Below are 17,631 nucleotides of genomic sequence, written 5' to 3' on the forward strand. Positions count from 1 at the left end.
CTACCAAGCGCATTCCGGAAATATACGATGGCTGCCTGCCCTGGGCCGGCCAAGTGAGTGGAGAGAGGCGTGAGCGATATTCGGCGCGGGCTGGCGAAACAAAGTGTCGTCGGCATGTTCTGGACGGCCCTGTCCATGGGGGCGCTTGCGGTCGCGGAGATTGTCGCCCTCGTCGTACTGGCCCGGCTGCTCTCTCCCAATGAGTTCGGCCTCTATTCCGCCTCCCTGATCGTCATCAAGTTTTCGGCCATTTTCCAGGGACTTGGCATTACTCCCGCGATCGTGCAGCGACCTGTGCTTGAGGAGCGGCATCTTCGGGCCGGGTTCACCTTGTCGTGCCTCCTGGGGCTTGCTGTGTCCGCACTGGTCTGGGTAATAGCACCCGCCATTGCCGACCTGCTTCGGCTGGCCGATCTGGCGCCGATCGTGCGTGCAATCTGCTTCATCTTCCTTTTCCAGGGCGCTTCCATGGTGGCATTGGCCGCGGCCCAGCGCGCGCTGCGATTCCGCTGGCTCGCGCTCATCGACGCCTGCGCCTTTGCCGCCGGCTACGTCGTTGCCGCCCCGGTTCTGGCTTGGCTCGGCTTCGGCATCTGGTCGCTTGTTGCAGCAGTGCTGGTCCAGCAATTCATCCGCATGATCGTGCTGCTCGTCGGCCAGCCGCACCCGATGCGGCCTCTGCTCGAGCGACGCGCCATCCTTGAGCTGCTCTATTTCGGCGGTGGCTTTACCATTGCCCGGGTCTTCAATTACCTCGCCACCCAAGCCGACAGGCTTGTCGTGGGCCGCTGGCTCGGCGCCGACGCGCTCGGCCTGTACGGCCTGTCGTCTCAGCTGATGACGACCCCGGCAGTGATCGTCGGCCAGGTTCTCGATCGCGTCCTGTTCCCGACCATGGCGCTGGTCCAGGAAGAGCCTGCACGGCTTGCCCGCGCCTACCGCAGCGCGCTGTCAGGGTGCGCCCTGCTCGTCCTGCCGGCCAGCGTGGTCGTGGCGATCGTCGCGCCCGAGTTGGTTCTGGTGATCCTCGGACGGGGGTGGGAGGGCGTCGTCGGCCCGCTGCAGATCCTGGCCTTCAGCATGCTGTTCCGCACGAGCTGCAAGCTCAGCGATTCCGTCTCGCGGGCAACCGGCACGGTCTACGCCCGGGCTTGGCGCCAGGCTGTCTTCACCGTCGGTGTCTTCTTTGGGTCATTCATGGGCCAGCTATGGGGCGTGGAAGGAGTGGCATTCGGCGTCAGCGTGGCGTTCGCGGTCAACTTCTTCCTCATGGCACAGTTGAGCCTCCGCGTAACCAAGATGAGTTGGTCGGAGTTCGCGGGAGTGCACGTGCCTGGCCTCGCGCTCGCCGGCGTCGTCGGATTAGGGGTCTGGGCACCGGTGGAATGGATGCGCGAGCTGCAGCTGCCACCGCTCGCCCTGCTCGTCGATGCCGCTTTGCTGGCGTCAGCCGGGAGCTTGCTGCTGTGCTGGATCCTTCCGTCGCTGTTCCTTGGGCGCGATGGACTATCACTCCTGCGCCTGCTCGCGGCCGTAGCGCCAGCCTGGCCCAGGATGAAGAAGGCAACGGACTGATCAACGGCGGAACTCACAGTTTGTACCTACCGCCTAACCACGGAGTTCCAACACGGCTTTAATGCGCAACGTCAAACGTCACTGGCGCCGAGCGCGACCTGGGGGCGTCGGCGGCGTGACGTCCGCTTCGGGCATGCCAAGGTTCTGGTGTTGAATCGAGGAAAAGTGCGGGAAAGAAATGCGAGATGGCTAAACCGGCTCATGGCAGTGAAAGCAGCGCGAAACTCTTGATGACGGAGTTCGGCATCGACTCGGGCATCAAAGGCGACTGGCTGACCGATGAAACCTGGACCCCGCCGGTCGGAAAGGCGAATGGCGGCGAGACGCGCCCCGAGCTCTCCGACAGCAGCGACCACTCGACCGCCGACAAGGGCAGTCAAGCTCATGGCTTGGATCCAGCCGCGATCAAGCTTGATAACCTCACCTCCGGCCACGGCATCACCTTGGCTCAAGCGATCGACGGCGAACCGAAACTCATCGGGCTGGCCGACGCGGCAGCCAGACTCGGCATTCATCTCGACAGCACTTTTCTCGACACGCTGACGGCGAAGGTCTCTGGCATGTGGAACCATGCGGTAGCGGACCACGCCGACAGCGGCGTTATCCACACCGCCGCCGATACAGCCGCTGACACCGGCACGACCTCTACTGACGCCACGGTCAACACCGCCAGCCTCTTCGCCGCCAGCTTGAGTGCGGTCGATCCGATCTTCGAGACAAGGGTGGCAACGGCCGGCGACGATGTCGAGGAGAAGGGCTCCGGCTCGATTTCGAGCAACATCAACGATCTGGAACTGGGCTATGACGGCACAACCGCCCAGACGGTCGGCCTCCGCTTCACCGGCATCGACATCCCGAAAGGCGCCATCATCACCAGCGCCTACATCCAGTTCCAGGCCAACGAGGCGAAGAGCGGTGTAACATCGCTGCTGATCAAGGGCGAGAATACAGACGACTCGAGCGTCTTCACCGGCGTGAAGTCCAACGTGTCCTCGCGCGCGACGACGGCCGCGTCCACGGCCTGGACGCCCGACCCGTGGACCGCGGTGGGCGATCACGGCCTTGCCGAGCGCACGCCGGATCTGTCGGCGATCGTGCAGGAGATCGTCAACCGCTCCGGCTGGGCAGCGCTCAACGACATGGCATTCCTGGTCACCGGCACCGGCACGCGCACCGCCGATTCCTATGAATACAATCCGGCCAGCGCGCCGCTGCTGCACATCGAATATCTGCTGCCCGCTGGCAGTCCGGTGGCCTTCAATTCGCCGGCCGATGCCGACCCCACCGCCAACCAGATCGCCGAACTCGCAGCGGCCGGCGCCCCTCTCGGCATCACCGCTTCGGCCACCGATCCCGACGCCGGCTCGACCGTCGCCTACAGCATCAACGACTCGCGCTTCGCCATCAACGCAAGCACTGGCGTCATCACGCGCTCGGCCACCGGCACGCTCGACTTCGAGACGCAGACATCGATCAACCTGACGGTGACGGCGACCTCCTCGGACGGCAGCACGGCCAACCAGGCCTTCACCGTCGCGGTCCTCAACAGCCCGGAGCCGGTCGCCTTCAACGCCTCGCCAGATGCGAACCCCGCCGTCAACCAGATCGCCGAACTCGCCGCGGCGGGCACGGCCATCGGCATCACCGCTTCGGCCACGGATCCCGACGCCGGCTCGACCGTCACCTACAGCCTCAATGATGCACGCTTCGCCATCGATGCCAGCACCGGGATCATCACGCGCTCCGGCACCGGCACGCTCAACGCCCAGTCCGAGCCGTCAGTCAACCTCACCGTAACCGCAACCTCGTCCGACGGCAGCATCGACACCCACGCCTTCAGCGTTGCCGTCTCCGGTAGTAACCAGCTGCCGACATCAGTGACGTTGGCACATACCATCCTGACTTCGCAGTGGTCGCCGCCGAGCCCCGACCCCACGGACATCGTCTATATCTCCCATCTCGGCACGCTACTGGTTGCCGATAGTGAAGTTGAAGAGATGTCCATCTTTACCGGCAAGAATCTCTACCAAATGAATCTGAACGGCACCCTGGTGGGGACGCTCACGACTATCAACTTTTCCGATGAACCGGCCGGGATCGCCTACAATCCCGCTAACCACCATCTCTTCTTCACCGACGACACCGGCACGAAGAGCGTATACGAGCTCAACCCCGGGCAGGACGGACTTTACAACACGTCCGATGACATCGTGACCTCGTTCAAGACGTCCGCATTCGGCAGTTCGGACGCTGAAGGGGTGGCGTATGATACGAAGCGCGGAGTCCTGTACGTCGCGGATGGCTCTACTCAGAAGATCTATACCGTCGCTGCGGGTCCGAACGGCAAATTCGATGGTGTCCCGAGCACTGGCGGCGATGACATCGTGACGAGTTTTTCCGCGCGTTCGCTGGGCACCCCTTCTGACGAAAGCATTGCGTATGATCCGGTCCACGACCTCCTATACATCATCCAGTCACGTAACTCGGTGGCAATGGTAACGCCTACAGGCGAGTTGCTGGGCACGCTCGATATCTCTGCCGCCCACGCGCGCAAGCCGGCGGGGTTAGCACTGGCGCCGAGCAGCGACGATCCGAGCCACCACATGAGCCTCTACATCGTCGATCGCGGCGAGGACAACGACTCCAATCCGACCGAGAATGACGGCAAAATCTATGAATTCCATTTGAACGATTGGCTGCTCGTCTGATCCAGCAGCGAGGCAACATGCCTGCCTGACTTCCTGACTTGTTGCCTGCGGCGACGGCTCCCTGGCTCCAGCCCGCCGGCGCGAGATGGAACAGCAGCAATCCCGGCGGGTCGTCGCCGACACCAATGCGCCCCATCCCTCTGACCGTCGACACCCGTGATCGCGGCGGACCGGGCTGGCCGCGAAATCCATGTCCGGGCCTATCGAGGCCTAGGTCCGGAAGATAGCGGCATAGGAGATCTGATATGTCTAACCCAACTCGGATTCCAGACAGCGGCAACGCTATCGGACTGCTCGTGACGGAACTCAGCTCGACGTCCTTCCTCAAAAGCCTTCACCCGCTCGGTGACAGCTCGATTCCGCCGTTCGCAACCAGCGATCCGAACGTTGTGAAGTCTCTGCACGGCGATGATGGCGTGGCGCAGGCTTCCAGGATATCGGATGGCCTCGTCGCCGAAGCCGGCAAGCACAGTGACAGCCACGGCGCGGATCGAGCCGCGATCAAGATCGATAACCTCATCTCCGAGCATGGGATCACCCCGACCTGGGCAGGCGATGGCGGACTAAAACTCACCGGGCTGGTCGAGGCAGCGGCCGGACTCGGCATTCATCTCGACAGCACTTTTCTCGACACGCTGACGGCGAAGGTCTCTGGCATGTGGAACCATGCGGTAGCGGACCACGCCGACAGCGGCGTTATCCACACCGCCGCCGATACAGCCGCTGACACCGGCACGACCTCTACTGACGCCACGGTCAACACCGCCAGCCTCTTCGCCGCCAGCTTGAGTGCGGTCGATCCGATCTTCGAGACAAGGGTGGCAACGGCCGGCGACGATGTCGAGGAGAAGGGCTCCGGCTCGATTTCGAGCAACATCAACGATCTGGAACTGGGCTATGACGGCACAACCGCCCAGACGGTCGGCCTCCGCTTCACCGGCATCGACATCCCGAAAGGCGCCATCATCACCAGCGCCTACATCCAGTTCCAGGCCAACGAGGCGAAGAGCGGTGTAACATCGCTGCTGATCAAGGGCGAGAATACAGACGACTCGAGCGTCTTCACCGGCGTGAAGTCCAACGTGTCCTCGCGCGCGACGACGGCCGCGTCCACGGCCTGGACGCCCGACCCGTGGACCGCGGTGGGCGATCACGGCCTTGCCGAGCGCACGCCGGATCTGTCGGCGATCGTGCAGGAGATCGTCAACCGCTCCGGCTGGGCAGCGCTCAACGACATGGCATTCCTGGTCACCGGCACCGGCACGCGCACCGCCGATTCCTATGAATACAATCCGGCCAGCGCGCCGCTGCTGCACATCGAATATCTGCTGCCCGCTGGCAGTCCGGTGGCCTTCAATTCGCCGGCCGATGCCGACCCCACCGCCAACCAGATCGCCGAACTCGCAGCGGCCGGCGCCCCTCTCGGCATCGCCGCTTCGGCCACCGATCCCGACGCCGGCTCGACCGTCGCCTACAGCATCAACGACTCGCGCTTCGCCATCAACGCAAGCACTGGCGTCATCACGCGCTCGGCCACCGGCACGCTCGACTTCGAGACGCAGACATCGATCAACCTGACGGTGACGGCGACCTCCTCCGACGGCAGCACGGCCAACCAGGCCTTCACCGTCGCCGTCCTCAACAGTCCGGAGCCGGTCGCCTTCAACGCCTCGCCAGATGCGAACCCCGCCGTCAACCAGATCGCCGAACTCGCCGCGGCGGGCACGGCCATCGGCATCACCGCTTCGGCCACGGATCCCGACGCCGGCTCGACCGTCACCTACAGCCTCAATGATGCACGCTTCGCCATCGATGCCAGCACCGGTGTCATCACGCGCTCGGCCACCGGCACGCTCGACTTCGAGACGCAGACGTCGATCAACCTGACAGTGACGGCAACCTCCTCCGACGGAAGCACCGCCAACCAGATCTTCACCGTCGCCGTCCTCAACAGCCCGGAGCCGGTCGCCTTCAACGCCTCGCCGGATGCCGACGCCGCCGTCAACCAGATTACCCAGAACGCCGCCGCCGGCGCGGCGATCGGCATCACCGCCTCGGCCACGGACCCTGATGCCGGATCGACGGTCACCTACAGCATCGATGACACACGCTTCGCCATCAATGCCAGCACCGGCGTCATCACGCGCTCGAGCACCGGCACGCTCAACGCGACGTCGGAGCCGTCGGTCAGCCTGACCGTCACTGCCACCTCGTCCGACGGCAGTATCGATACTCATGTCTTCAACGTTGGCGTCACGGCCAGCCAGCTGCCGGTGGCCTTCAACACGCCGGCCGATGCCGACCCCGCTGTCAACCAGATCGCCGAACTCGCCGCGGCCGGCACGGCCATCGGCGTCACCGCCTCGGCCACGGATCCCGACGCCGGCTCGACCGTCACCTACAGCCTCAACGATGCGCGCTTTGCCATCGACGCCAACACCGGCGTCATCACGCGCTCGGCCACCGGCACGCTCGACTTCGAAACCCAGACGTCGATCAACCTGACGGTGACGGCAACCTCGTCCGACGGCAGCACCGCCAACCAAGCCTTCACCGTCGGCGTCCTCAACAGCCCGGAGCCGGTCGCTTTCAACCCTTCGCCCGATGCCAACCCCGCCGTCAACCAGATTACCCAGAACGCCGCCGCCGGCACGGCGATCGGCATCAACGCCGCGGCCACGGACCCCGACGCCGGCTCGACCGTCACCTACAGCATCAGCGACTCGCGCTTCGCCATCAATGCCAGCACCGGCGTCATCACGCGCTCGAGCACCGGCACGCTCAACGCGACGTCGGAGCCGTCGGTCAACTTCAACGTGACCGCAACTTCGTCCGACGGCAGCACCGATACCCACGCCTTCGCCGTCGCCGTCTCCGGGACTGGCAACACCACGCCCGTGATCATTGAGACAAGGGTGGCGACCGCCGGCGACGATGTCGAGCAGAAAAGCACCGGCGCGATTTCGACCAACGTCACCGACCTGGAGTTGGCCTATGACGGCTCCACGGCCCAGACGGTCGGCCTCCGTTTCACCGGTATCAACATCCCTCAGGGCGCCATCATCACCAGCGCCTATGTCCAGTTCCAGGCCAATGAGGTGAAGACCGGCGCGGCGTCGCTGCTGATTCAGGGCGATAATGTTGACGACGCGAGCATCTTCACCAGCGTCAAGTTCAACGTGTCCTCACTTCCCAGGACGACTGCGTCCACGGCCTGGACCCCGGATCCGTGGACCGTGGTGGGCGAGCATGGCCTGGCCGAGCGCACGCCGGACCTCACGGCGATCGTGCAGGAGATCGTCAACCGCTCGGGCTGGGCGGCGCTCAACGATATGGCATTTCTGGTCAGCGGCACCGGCACGCGCACGGCCGATTCCTACGAATACAACCCGGCCAGCGCGCCGCTGCTGCACATCGAATATCTGCTGCCCGGCCCGGCCGGCTCTCCGGTAGCCTTCAACACGCCGGCCGATTCCAACCTCTCCGCCAACCAGATCGCCGAGCTCGCCGCGGCGGGCACGGCTATCGGCATCACCGCCTCGGCCACGGATCCCGACGCCGGATCGACCGTCGCCTACAGCATCAATGATACACGCTTCGCCATCGACGCCAGCACCGGCGTCATCACGCGCTCGGCCACCGGCACGCTCGACTTCGAAACCCAGACGTCGATCAACCTCACGGTGACGGCAACCTCCTCCGACGGAAGCACCGCCAACCAGACCTTCACCGTCGGCGTCCTCGACAGCCAGGAGCCGGTCGCCTTCAATACCCCGTCGGATGCCGACAGCGCCGCCAATCTGATCGCCCAGAACGCCGCCGCCGGCACGGCGATCGGCATCACTGCCTCGGCCAGGGATCCCGATGCCGGGTCGACGATCACCTACACCGTGAATGACCCGCGCTTCGCCATCAATGCCAGCACCGGTGTCATCACGCGCTCGGGCACCGGCACGCTCAATGCGGCAACCGAGCCGTCGGTCAACCTGCATGTCACCGCCACCTCCTCCGATGGGAGCACCGCGGGCCAGGACTATGCCGTCAGTGTGTCCACCGGGCCGACCTTCGAGACAAGGGTTGCGTCCAGCGCCGACGACGCTGAGCAAGGCCCCACCGGCGGGATGGACCTCATCGGCGGCAATCTCGACATGGTGTTTGACGGCACCAAGATCCAGACGGTCGGGATGCGCTTCACCAGCGTCAACATTCCGTACGACGCCGTCATCACCAGTGCCTACATCCAGTTCCAGGCGCAAAATACGAGCACCGGCGCTGTGTCGCTCTTGATCCGGGGCGAAAACAGCGACGAATCCACCCCCTTCGAGAATGAGATAAGCGACCTCACCTTGCGCCCCATGACGAACACCTCGGTGACGTGGACGCCACCCGATTGGACCGTCAACAATGAAGCTGGCCCCGCCGAACGCACGTCGGACATCTCGGCGATTGTGCAGGAGATCATCGGCCGCTCGGGCTGGCTACCGCTGAACGACATGGCATTCGTCGTCAGTGGCAGCAGCGGCGAGCGCAGGGCCAATTCCTTCGATGCCAGCAGCGCCGGCGCCCCGCTTCTGCACATCGAGTACTATGTGCCGACTACCGGTCCGGTCGCCTTCAAGCACCCAGCGGACGCCGACTCTGCCAACAATCAGATCACCGACCATGCCGTCGCGGGCACCGTGGTTCACATCACAGCCGCAGCCAAGGATCCCGACGTCACCAATACCGTCACCTACAGCCTCAACGACTCTCGCTTCGCCATCGATGCCAATACCGGCGTCATCACGCGCTCCAGCACCGGCACGCTCAATGCGGCAACCGAGGGGTCAATCAACCTCCACGTCACCGCGACCTCGTCCGACGGGAGCACCGCCGCGCACGACTATACGGTCAGCGTCGTTCCAACGACCGCGCCGCAGACATTATACCGGTTCGCGATCTTTGGTGATTACGGCGACACCGACCTCTCCGGCGAAAAAGCCGTCTCGGCGATGGTCCATGCCTGGAACCCGGACTTCATCCTGACAGTCGGCGACAACGTCTATGCACCGCAGACCTTGGATGCCGCCGTCGGCCAACAGTACCATGACTACATCGGCAATTATCAGGGCGCGTACGGCAGCGGGAGCACTATCAACCGCTTCTTTCCCACGCTCGGCAATCACGAATACGACGAAAACAACGTTACCAACTACCTGAACTACTTCACCCTGCCCGACAATGAGAGGTATTACGACTTCCAGATCGGGCCGGTGCACTTCTTCGCTCTCAGCAGCAACAAGCAGGAGCCGGATGGCCGCAGTTCGACCTCCGTGCAGGGTCATTGGATGCAGAATCTTCTCGCGAATTCCGACGCGAGCTTCAACCTGGCATACTATCATCACACGGCTTACAACCCGAGCGGCGTCACTGCCACCATGCAATGGCCCTTCGAGCAGTGGGGCGTGAACGCGGTCTTTGCCGGCCATCAGCATAATTACTATCGCGAGAATCGGGACGATAACGGCGATGGCGTCTATCTCCCCTACACGACCACCGGCCTCGGCGGAGCTGGCAAGACTGTTCCCAACGTCGGCGCCAATTTGGTGACCGTCACGGACGCCGGCATGCTGATCGAGTTCTACAAGGTGAGTAGTTTCAACGGGACGACTGCAACCAGCGTGCTCACGGATTCCTACTTTGTCCCGACGCCCGCAGGGCGCACGCCGACAATCGTCAACGGGGGTTATGTCCTGAACGGCACGACCGGCGCCGACTATCTGTGGGGTCTGGGCGGCAACGACACGCTGATCGGCGGGCGCGGCAACGACTTGCTGGTTGCCGGCAACCAGCACAATCTGTTCGTGTTCGCCCACGGCGACGGTCAGGACACGGTCATGAATTTCCTGCCCGGCGCCGGTACCGGCGACGTCCTCGATCTCAGGGCCTTTGGCATCTACAACACCAGCCAGTTCCTGCAGGTGGCCACGAACCAGGGCTCGAATGTCGTGGCGTCGCTGGGCGGCGGGGACCAGATCACGCTGACCGGCGTTCATGTGGAGCAGTTCCACAACGACAACTTCCTGAGCAGTCTGCTGCTCGCATAGGGCCACTTTCCGGCATGCTCGAAAGTCCACGGCGAGCCCATCCCGATGAGATCGGGATGGGCTCTTTCTTTTGTTTGAGGACGATCTTTCGAACCGGATCAGCGTGGCAAAAACCGGATCCATTTTTGGCGTCGGGATGCTCAAATGGAAGCGTGGGCCTAGAGCGTTCACCGTTTCACGGAAACGGCGAACCGCTCTAACTCTTTGTTTTGACGCAATTCCGGACGGAAAACTGTTCACACTTTTCCTGGAATTGCTCTAGTCGCTGCCGGCAAGGAAAAGCCCGGACGCTCGCGGCACTGTGGCGTGCCGTGAGCGTCCGGGCTGTCAAATTACAAACTCAAACGCTATGCTTTCGAACCTACTATTTTCCGTGGCCGTGATTTGCCGGAGGCTCGAATTTATATTTGTCGATCTTGCCCACCTGGCCGGGAGGGCCGACGTGAATGTGGTTCTTGTCTCCCCAGCCGTGGCCCGGGCGTGACCCGCCCGATTTGGCAATTGCCTTGGAGTTCAAGCTCGTGCCGAGCAGAAGCGTTATAGCCGGCGGCGTTACCGCCGCAAACCGTCCTGCTTTCTTGAGAAAGTCCCGGCGCGCCTGAGCCTCTGAGGCCAAGCCCTCCGGTTTCGGTTCCGGGCGTCTTTTACTTCCGGTTGCCATGTCACAACCCCCTATCTTTCAACAACTTTACTTTATGATCTCCCGGGCAGAGAAACAATTTCTCCAAAAGGCTTAGATTTTCGTGCGGGTATTCAGGAGTGTGCGAGCGACGCGGTGCGCGAAATCGAGCGGGCCGCGTCGCGCCAAGCCATCGGCACGTGAAAACCGCCACGTGCCCCACACCAGATTGCCGGCCAGGCGCAAGGGGGCGCCAATGATGGGGTGTGTCGCCGTGAAGATGCGCCTCCAGTGCTGGAAACGGATCATCGGGCGCTGTGCGCATTTTGCCGGGATTCTGATCCCGAAGAAGTGGTGCAACGCCAGCAGTTGTGTGTCGAACGCATTGCGGGCGCTTCGATCCGACATGGACGCACGCAGCGCTGTCCAGTTCACGTCATCGCTTTCCGCCAATTGTGCCAGATCATGAAGGTGCCTTAGATCTATCCTGCCGCGCCAGTAGTCCCCCTCCTTGAGGAGGTCGTGCACCATCCAGTGCAGGGCGCGAGACGGTGCGGGTGGAATTTTCACACGAAGACCATTTCGCTGGACGAGCTTGGGGGGCTCAAAGCCGTTCGCCCGGCTCGGCCGGAGCTCCAGCATCCCGGCGTCCTGCTGGCGGGCCATGCCTCGACCGCCCCCTACATCGGCGTAGCCGAGCTCTTCAAGGCAGGCCCGGGCGGCCTCCCCCTCGGCTGGCTCCACGGCCAGATCGAGGTCACTCGTCATCCTGCTGGGGACCCGGCCGGCTGGGGAAAGGAATAGCGGAACGGCTCCCTTGAGCAGGAGCGGAGCGATGTCGTGGCGGTTGAGGGCCGCGACGGCTTCACGCAGTTGGGCACGCAACCGAAGGTTCCGTTCCCGGTTGCAGTCGTGAACGAACCGCAGATACTCGCGTACATCCTGCGGGAGCTGGTGGATCTGTCCAGCACGCGCAAGCGACGAGAACAGGTCTGGCGTGAGCAGAGTGTGATTCGCCAGCGCAATCACAGCCTGCCAGTCGGCCCTGTCGGCCGGACAGCCGCGAAGGCCGGCGATCAATGCCTCAAGCGCGTTACCCCTGCGCATCATCAGCACGCTCTCGTGACCAGCTTTACCGCATCATCCAGCCTCGAATAGGTCAGGCAATAGGTCTCAGCCGATCCGACGACCTGAGTCAGCACGTCGAACGCGGTGGCGCTCAGTTCTCGACCGGGCGAAAACGCGCCGTTGAGCAGGCCGCGCAATGCGCTCGCTGGGTCGACAGGCTCCAGGCAAGCTTTCGAGTCGCGGCCCCGACGAAGCAGGAGCACAGAGCCGATGGGTACGGGAGACCGCGACAAGGGCACGAACTCCCTGGGCACGGCAAACCGCACACGCCTGCGGTCCGGACGGCGACAGATTGGAACGTCATCGAGACCGGGGTAGTATTTGGCTAGAAGCGGCCATGATCCTGCCTTGACCGCGGGGGCAAACGGAAGGCCCACGCCATAACCCCTTGAATCCAGCAGCGTCACGTCGTCCGCGGCGAAGCCGAACCCTGCATGAACCAACGCCAGGGTCAGCGTCGTCTTGCCCGCGCCCGGATTGCCGCAAAGAAGCACGATGCGCTCATTCTTGACCAGCGCCGCCGCATGGAGTGCAAGCTCATAGGTACCGCGGTCGAGAACCTCGGTCAGCAATTGCCCTTTCAACATCACGGGAAGTTCGTCTGGCGAGCAGGACAAGACCCAGCCGCAATCCCGAAACAGGTGAATCCGCCCCTCGTGCTCAACCACCTGCAGCAGAACGTCAGCAGTCTCTCTCTGGATCTCGAGATGCCGAAACGCGGTGCTCGCGGGAAAGGCGCACGTTGCAGGATAGACGATACGAACTGTAAGGCCCGCAACGGCGATCACCTGGTTCACAGGCTCTTGCGCTGATGATGAGCGCAACGGCGCACGGGGGCGTATCAGGCTCAGCCGCTGCCAATCACCAAGCGCTGCCTCGACGTGCTTGTTTGCCTCACAACTGTCAACGCCAGTTCGCGCAATCTCGGTCGAGATTGCTTCCGGCGGCATGCCCTCTTCCAGAGATCGCCAGATGTCGGCAGCCGTATCGTTGACGGCGAAAATGGCCTGCTGGGATGGGCTGAACAGAATGTTTTGCCCCCCAATGCGCACCAACCGCCCCTGGGTCACAAATTGGACCGTGCCATAATCGGCAGAGCCCCGCGCCATGGCCGCTCCGTTCTGCTTCATCAAGCCGTCGTCCTCTACCAATGCGCTGCGGTGGTCTAAGCTATAGTTGCAGAGCCGGCGCCCGCGATGGGCAAAGCGGAGTGCCCTTTCGGGGAAAGCTCATTGCGCCCTTCATTTCCATCCGGTCCTGGACCTGAGGGCTTGGCAGCGACGTGCCGGTTTCGGCCTGACGGTGACTGGAAAACCCGGGCCAAGAGCGCGGCGGTTGCCGATGCCAAACTTGGCGAGGCGCGCATGCCAGCTGCGGATCTCGTCAAATCGGCAAACAATTCGGGGTCGCGCGCCAGTCGCCAGCGCAACCAAAGCCCCGTGGCAAAGGAGGTCAGTATCGAAGCGAGCACCAGCGCGGTGAACATGCGCTCGTCGATGATGCCGGCGGCGTATGCCACGCTCGCCAACACGATGCCTGGCCCACCGCGCGTGTTCATGGCGACGCCGTAGTCGAAGGCCCTGGCCCAGTCGGCCCCGGCTGTCCGGGCGGCAACAGTGCAACTCACCAGCTTGATGGCCGTGCTGGCGACAATGAAGAAGAGGGTGAGCGAGCCGTCGAATTGATGCGCCAGATCGAGCCGCAGGCCGACGAGCGCGAAGTAGATCGGCACGAAAAACCATATCGAGATGTCGGCAATATGTTGTTTCACCGCGGCAAGATGCCGTGAGGGAAACCGCGCCATGACGAGACCCGCCAGAAGCGCGGCGAAGACAATGTTCACTTTCAAGAGGCTCGCGGCTGCGACGAAGACCAGGCACAGCAGCATTGTGTAGCCGGTCAGTGACGCTTCGCTGAACTTGCCGAAGAGCCTTCGCCGAACCTCGCGAGCAACGGCCGGCGCGACCAAAAGCGAGGCGAGCACGAAGGCAAGGTTGACGGCAATCACGCGCCCGATGCCTCCCGCATCGGCGGCGTCGCCGTGCTGCACCGCCGTGGCGATGGCAAGCATGCTCCAGAGGATGAGATCCTGAATGGTAGCGGCGCCGATAATATTGCGCGCGAAGGAGCTGTTCATCAGGCCAAGATCGAGGAAGATGCGCGAGATAACCGGGATAGAGGTGACGCCAGCGGCGATACCCATCACCAGCTTGAACGCAAAGACATCGCCCGTCTGAGTGTCCGCAAACAACGGCGCACCCGCATAGCCACACGCGAACGGAACGACGAGCGCGCCGACCACCAATGCCAGTACGATGCGGCCAGATCCCCCCGCTCCTTCTGCCTGCATCTTGAAGCCGGCGGTGAACATCAGCAAAACCAGGCCCAGCCAGTAAAAGGCGGAAAGCAGGGCACCCTGAGCGGGGAATCCGGTAAACAACCATTTGTGCGCTTGGGGCGAGACAAGCCCCAGCAGGGACGGACCGAGCGCGATGCCGCCCACGATTTCGCCGATCACGCGCGGCAGCTTCAGCCGCTCGAATATATGTCCGCCGCCCAGAGCGCCGACGAGCAGGAGGACCAGGGACAAAAAGAACCGTGCGAGTTCGGGGTCGCTCATGGCGCCGCCTCAATTGACGCGTTCAGAAGGTGAAGCTCGGATTTCGTCGATCGGCGACGGCCCACGCCTCGGTTAATTCCACACATACGAGGCGACGATCCGCGCCGCGAGTTCATCCAAGGAATGCGCCTCGGTGTCGAGTACGAGGTCCGGGCTGTCTGGCGGCCGATACTCGCTGTTGTAGCCGATGAGGGTATCGATCTCGCCACTTATCGCCTTGCGATACAGGCCCTTCGGATCCCGTTGCGCACAGGTCTCGACCGAGCAGGCGACGTAGCCGATCGTCAGGTTTCTGACGTTCTCGCGAACATGTTCGCGAGCGTCCTGCCCTGCGGTCAGCGCGGCGACCACCACGTGCAGACCGGCATCGGCTGCCTTATTGGCCAGATGCACCAGCACCGAGACCACGCGCAACCGGCTGTCAGTGCCAAATCCAAGGTCGGTGCCGAAGAACCCGCGGACTTCGTCGCCATCAAACAGGATGGCCGGAACCCCGAGCCGTCGCAAGTCCGCAACGACGCGGCTTGCCAGCGTCGTTTTGCCGGCGGAGGTTGGACCAAGCAGCCATAGCACCGTTCCCGGTTCCGGATGTTCGCGGTCCTGCAAGACCAGCCCGAAATGTTTCATTCCGTTAGCCATCTTTCGCGTCCTATTCCTGGAACACTGCGTGTTTCATCATCACCTCGGCGCGTACCACCTCCTGCACCTCGGATCGCATCATCCAGTTCGGCAGCGCTTCTCCCGCTCGCAGGGCACGTCGAATCTCCGAGCCGCTAATGGGCGTCGCAGCCTTGCAGGCGTTCAGGTCGACATAGCTCTCGGACTGGGTGTCGTAGCCGATGGCATCGAAGAAGATCGGCTCTATGCCTATGTCGCCCAAGTCATCAAACAGTTCCCTGCTCTCGTTGGCGGCGTAGAAGCCGCCGACACCTGAGTGGTCGCGTCCGATGATGAAATGACTGCAGCCCATGTTCTTGCGACAAAGGGCGGTGAAAACCGCTTCGCGAGGACCGGCAAATCGCGGGTAGGTGATGAAGCTCGCGAGCACCACCTTGCCCGGCGGATAAATGCCGTAGTCGAGCATGGCCTGGTACCCGTCGAGGACAAGATGCGGCATGAAATCTCCGCGCTTGGCAGTTCCCACCACGGGATTGATCAACAGGCCGTCTGCGTAGGTGCGCTCCAGGGCAGCCATCTGGATCACTTCGTGGACGCGATGGACCAGGTTGCGGCTGTGGAAGGCCACCACCCGGGTCCAGCCCTTGTGCGCAAACACCGTGCGCAGTTGGGCCGGGGTGAGGTCGTAGCGGCGGTACGGCAAAGGCAGCGACTGGATGAGGGTGATGCCGCCGGCGAGGAAATGGCCGCCGCGCGCAAGCACGCGGGCGACGCCGGGATGCTCGCGCGAGTCCGTGCCGAACCATTTGCGCGCGAGCAGTTCCGGCTCGAACTCATAGGCTTCGGAGATGTCGAGAACAGAGTGCGACAATCCGCTTTTGCTACGAAGGAGAACGCGGTCGCCCTTTGAGAACCGGCGCGCGATCTCCTTGGAAACGGCCAGGACAACCGGCATCGTCCAGGCCAGACCGGAGGGAAGCCGGTTGTGTTCAAGCACGCTTTCCAGGGACGCCCTGTCCATGAAGCCGCACAGCGGCGAGAACGTACCGCGGGCAATCTGTTCGACGTCGGTCAATTCGTCATCACCGACCGTGACCGTCGGCAAGTCCTTGATGTCCAGATCTTCCGCCGGTCCCAGCGTCCGGATGACCAGGCGCCCGCCATGCGGCTCGACGCCGCCCAGCAGAGATGACGGACGCACCCGGATGGCGTGCGCGCCGCCGGCCGCATTCCGCCGGAATTGCTCAGCGACCTTGACGACCATCCTGGCGCAACTCACCGGGTATTGACCGATGGCCGTTTCCGCCGCCAGGACGAGGCCGTCGGCACCATCCGCCAGGGTGTTGTAGACGTCGTTGACTTCGGCGCGAGTCGGCGTTGGCGAACTCGTCATCGACTCCAGCAGGTTCGTTGCGACATAGACCTTCGCGCCATGCGCCTTCGCATTTCGGATGATCATCTTCTGAATAGCGGGAATCTGCTCGATCGGGACTTCCCGGGACAGGTCGCCGCGGTCGATCAGGATTGCGTCGGACTTCTCGGCTATCGCGGCGAGATGGCGCAAGCCGCTCAGGCATTCAATCTTTGAGATAATGACCGCGCCAGCGCCGGCTTTGGCCCGAATGCCGTCGACGTCCGACGCACGATGCGCGAAGGAAAGCGCGAAATGGCGGATGCCCATCCGGCGGCCAATCGCGATGGCTGCCAGATCCTTTTCGGTCAAGGGCGGCATATCGAGCGTACGCTGCACCGTTACTGCCTTGTTCTGACCGAGCTCTCCGCCGTTCAGGACCCTAAGGATCACCGCGTCGTTGTTTTTCTCCACGACCTGCGTGAGGACGGCGTTGAAATCGATGCTGATGAAATCGCCGACCTGAAGCTTGTCGATGATGTATGCTGGGTAGAAACTGATGCCGAACTGGTCACCCGCCGCCGGCCGGGCTCGGGCGGTCAGGAACCGGTTCTCGCGCACCGTCACCTTGCCGTCGACCAGCGGGCCGGTGCGCACCTGCGCACCTTCGGTATCGAGGCAAATCGGAATATGCGTCCGCTTCTGGATGAAGGTGATGATCCGCTCCAGGTCCTCAAGCTTCGTGTGTGACAGATTGAGGCGCAACAGCGAGGTGCCAACCCGCTCCAGCCAATGGATCACCTTGTCATTGAGCGACGCCGGACCCAGCGTGCACAGCAGTTCGACTTCCCTGGCTTTCATGGCTCCCACCTTTGTTTTCCCCTCTTGTGCAGTACGCTCGATGAAACGAAGAACCGGAACGCGAT

General features: G+C 63.0%; 9 protein-coding genes. 3 read left to right on the top strand and 6 right to left on the bottom strand.

The window, feature by feature from the left end; genetic code table 11:
• The first annotated feature begins 69 nt into the window (after positions 1-69).
• The 3 genes from AC56QX_RS00105 (at position 70) to AC56QX_RS00115 (ending at position 10,369) form a co-directional block, all read left to right on the top strand.
• Positions 70-1,575 (top strand): lipopolysaccharide biosynthesis protein, encoded by a 1,506-nt coding sequence (locus AC56QX_RS00105; protein WP_497113092.1) that lies wholly within the window; start codon positions 70-72, stop codon positions 1,573-1,575.
• Between the two features lie 185 nt (positions 1,576-1,760).
• Complete coding sequence (locus AC56QX_RS00110) at positions 1,761-4,283, top strand: RTX toxin (protein ID WP_497113094.1); 2,523 nt, start codon at positions 1,761-1,763, stop codon at positions 4,281-4,283.
• A 245-nt stretch (positions 4,284-4,528) separates the two neighbouring features.
• Positions 4,529-10,369, top strand: coding sequence for a metallophosphoesterase (locus AC56QX_RS00115; RefSeq protein WP_497113096.1), 5,841 nt, complete (start codon positions 4,529-4,531; stop codon positions 10,367-10,369).
• A 364-nt stretch (positions 10,370-10,733) separates the two neighbouring features.
• Here the strand turns inward: AC56QX_RS00115 and AC56QX_RS00120 are convergent, their stop codons facing one another.
• From AC56QX_RS00120 to AC56QX_RS00145, 6 genes are all read right to left on the bottom strand, one after another.
• Positions 10,734-11,030, bottom strand: coding sequence for a hypothetical protein (locus AC56QX_RS00120; RefSeq protein WP_497113097.1), 297 nt, complete (start codon positions 11,028-11,030; stop codon positions 10,734-10,736).
• Positions 11,031-11,102: 72 nt separating this feature from the next.
• A complete protein-coding gene (locus AC56QX_RS00125; protein WP_497113098.1) occupies positions 11,103-12,098 on the bottom strand; it encodes a nucleotidyltransferase family protein in 996 nt (331 codons plus the stop codon).
• Entirely contained in the window at positions 12,098-13,246 is a 1,149-nt protein-coding gene (locus tag AC56QX_RS00130) for a PqqD family peptide modification chaperone (RefSeq protein ID WP_497118049.1), read from the bottom strand. Before AC56QX_RS00130 ends, AC56QX_RS00125 begins: the two co-directional genes overlap by 1 nt.
• Before the next feature lie 35 nt (positions 13,247-13,281).
• A complete protein-coding gene (locus AC56QX_RS00135) occupies positions 13,282-14,736 on the bottom strand; it encodes a cation:proton antiporter (protein WP_497113099.1) in 1,455 nt (484 codons plus the stop codon).
• Positions 14,737-14,808: 72 nt separating this feature from the next.
• A complete protein-coding gene (locus AC56QX_RS00140) occupies positions 14,809-15,363 on the bottom strand; it encodes an adenylyl-sulfate kinase (RefSeq protein ID WP_497113100.1) in 555 nt (184 codons plus the stop codon).
• 22 nt (positions 15,364-15,385) lie between these two features.
• Positions 15,386-17,566, bottom strand: a complete 2,181-nt coding sequence (locus AC56QX_RS00145) for a pyruvate kinase (protein ID WP_497113102.1) — start codon at positions 17,564-17,566, stop codon at positions 15,386-15,388.
• Between the last annotated feature and the right edge of the window lie 65 nt (positions 17,567-17,631).

It is taken from the genome of Mesorhizobium sp. RCAM 06353 (genome assembly GCF_059683585.1).

Bases quoted from the DNA above. Each gene is read 5' to 3' on its own strand.
- AC56QX_RS00110 (WP_497113094.1), top strand. From the start codon at position 1,761: ATGGCTAAACCGGCTCATGGCAGTGAAAGCAGCGCGAAACTCTTGATG.
- AC56QX_RS00115 (WP_497113096.1), top strand. From the start codon at position 4,529: ATGTCTAACCCAACTCGGATTCCAGACAGCGGCAACGCTATCGGACTG.
- AC56QX_RS00120 (WP_497113097.1), bottom strand. From the start codon at position 11,030: ATGGCAACCGGAAGTAAAAGACGCCCGGAACCGAAACCGGAGGGCTTG.
- AC56QX_RS00125 (WP_497113098.1), bottom strand. From the start codon at position 12,098: ATGATGCGCAGGGGTAACGCGCTTGAGGCATTGATCGCCGGCCTTCGC.
- AC56QX_RS00130 (WP_497118049.1), bottom strand. From the start codon at position 13,246: ATGAAGCAGAACGGAGCGGCCATGGCGCGGGGCTCTGCCGATTATGGC.
- AC56QX_RS00135 (WP_497113099.1), bottom strand. From the start codon at position 14,736: ATGAGCGACCCCGAACTCGCACGGTTCTTTTTGTCCCTGGTCCTCCTG.
- AC56QX_RS00140 (WP_497113100.1), bottom strand. From the start codon at position 15,363: ATGAAACATTTCGGGCTGGTCTTGCAGGACCGCGAACATCCGGAACCG.
- AC56QX_RS00145 (WP_497113102.1), bottom strand. From the start codon at position 17,566: ATGAAAGCCAGGGAAGTCGAACTGCTGTGCACGCTGGGTCCGGCGTCG.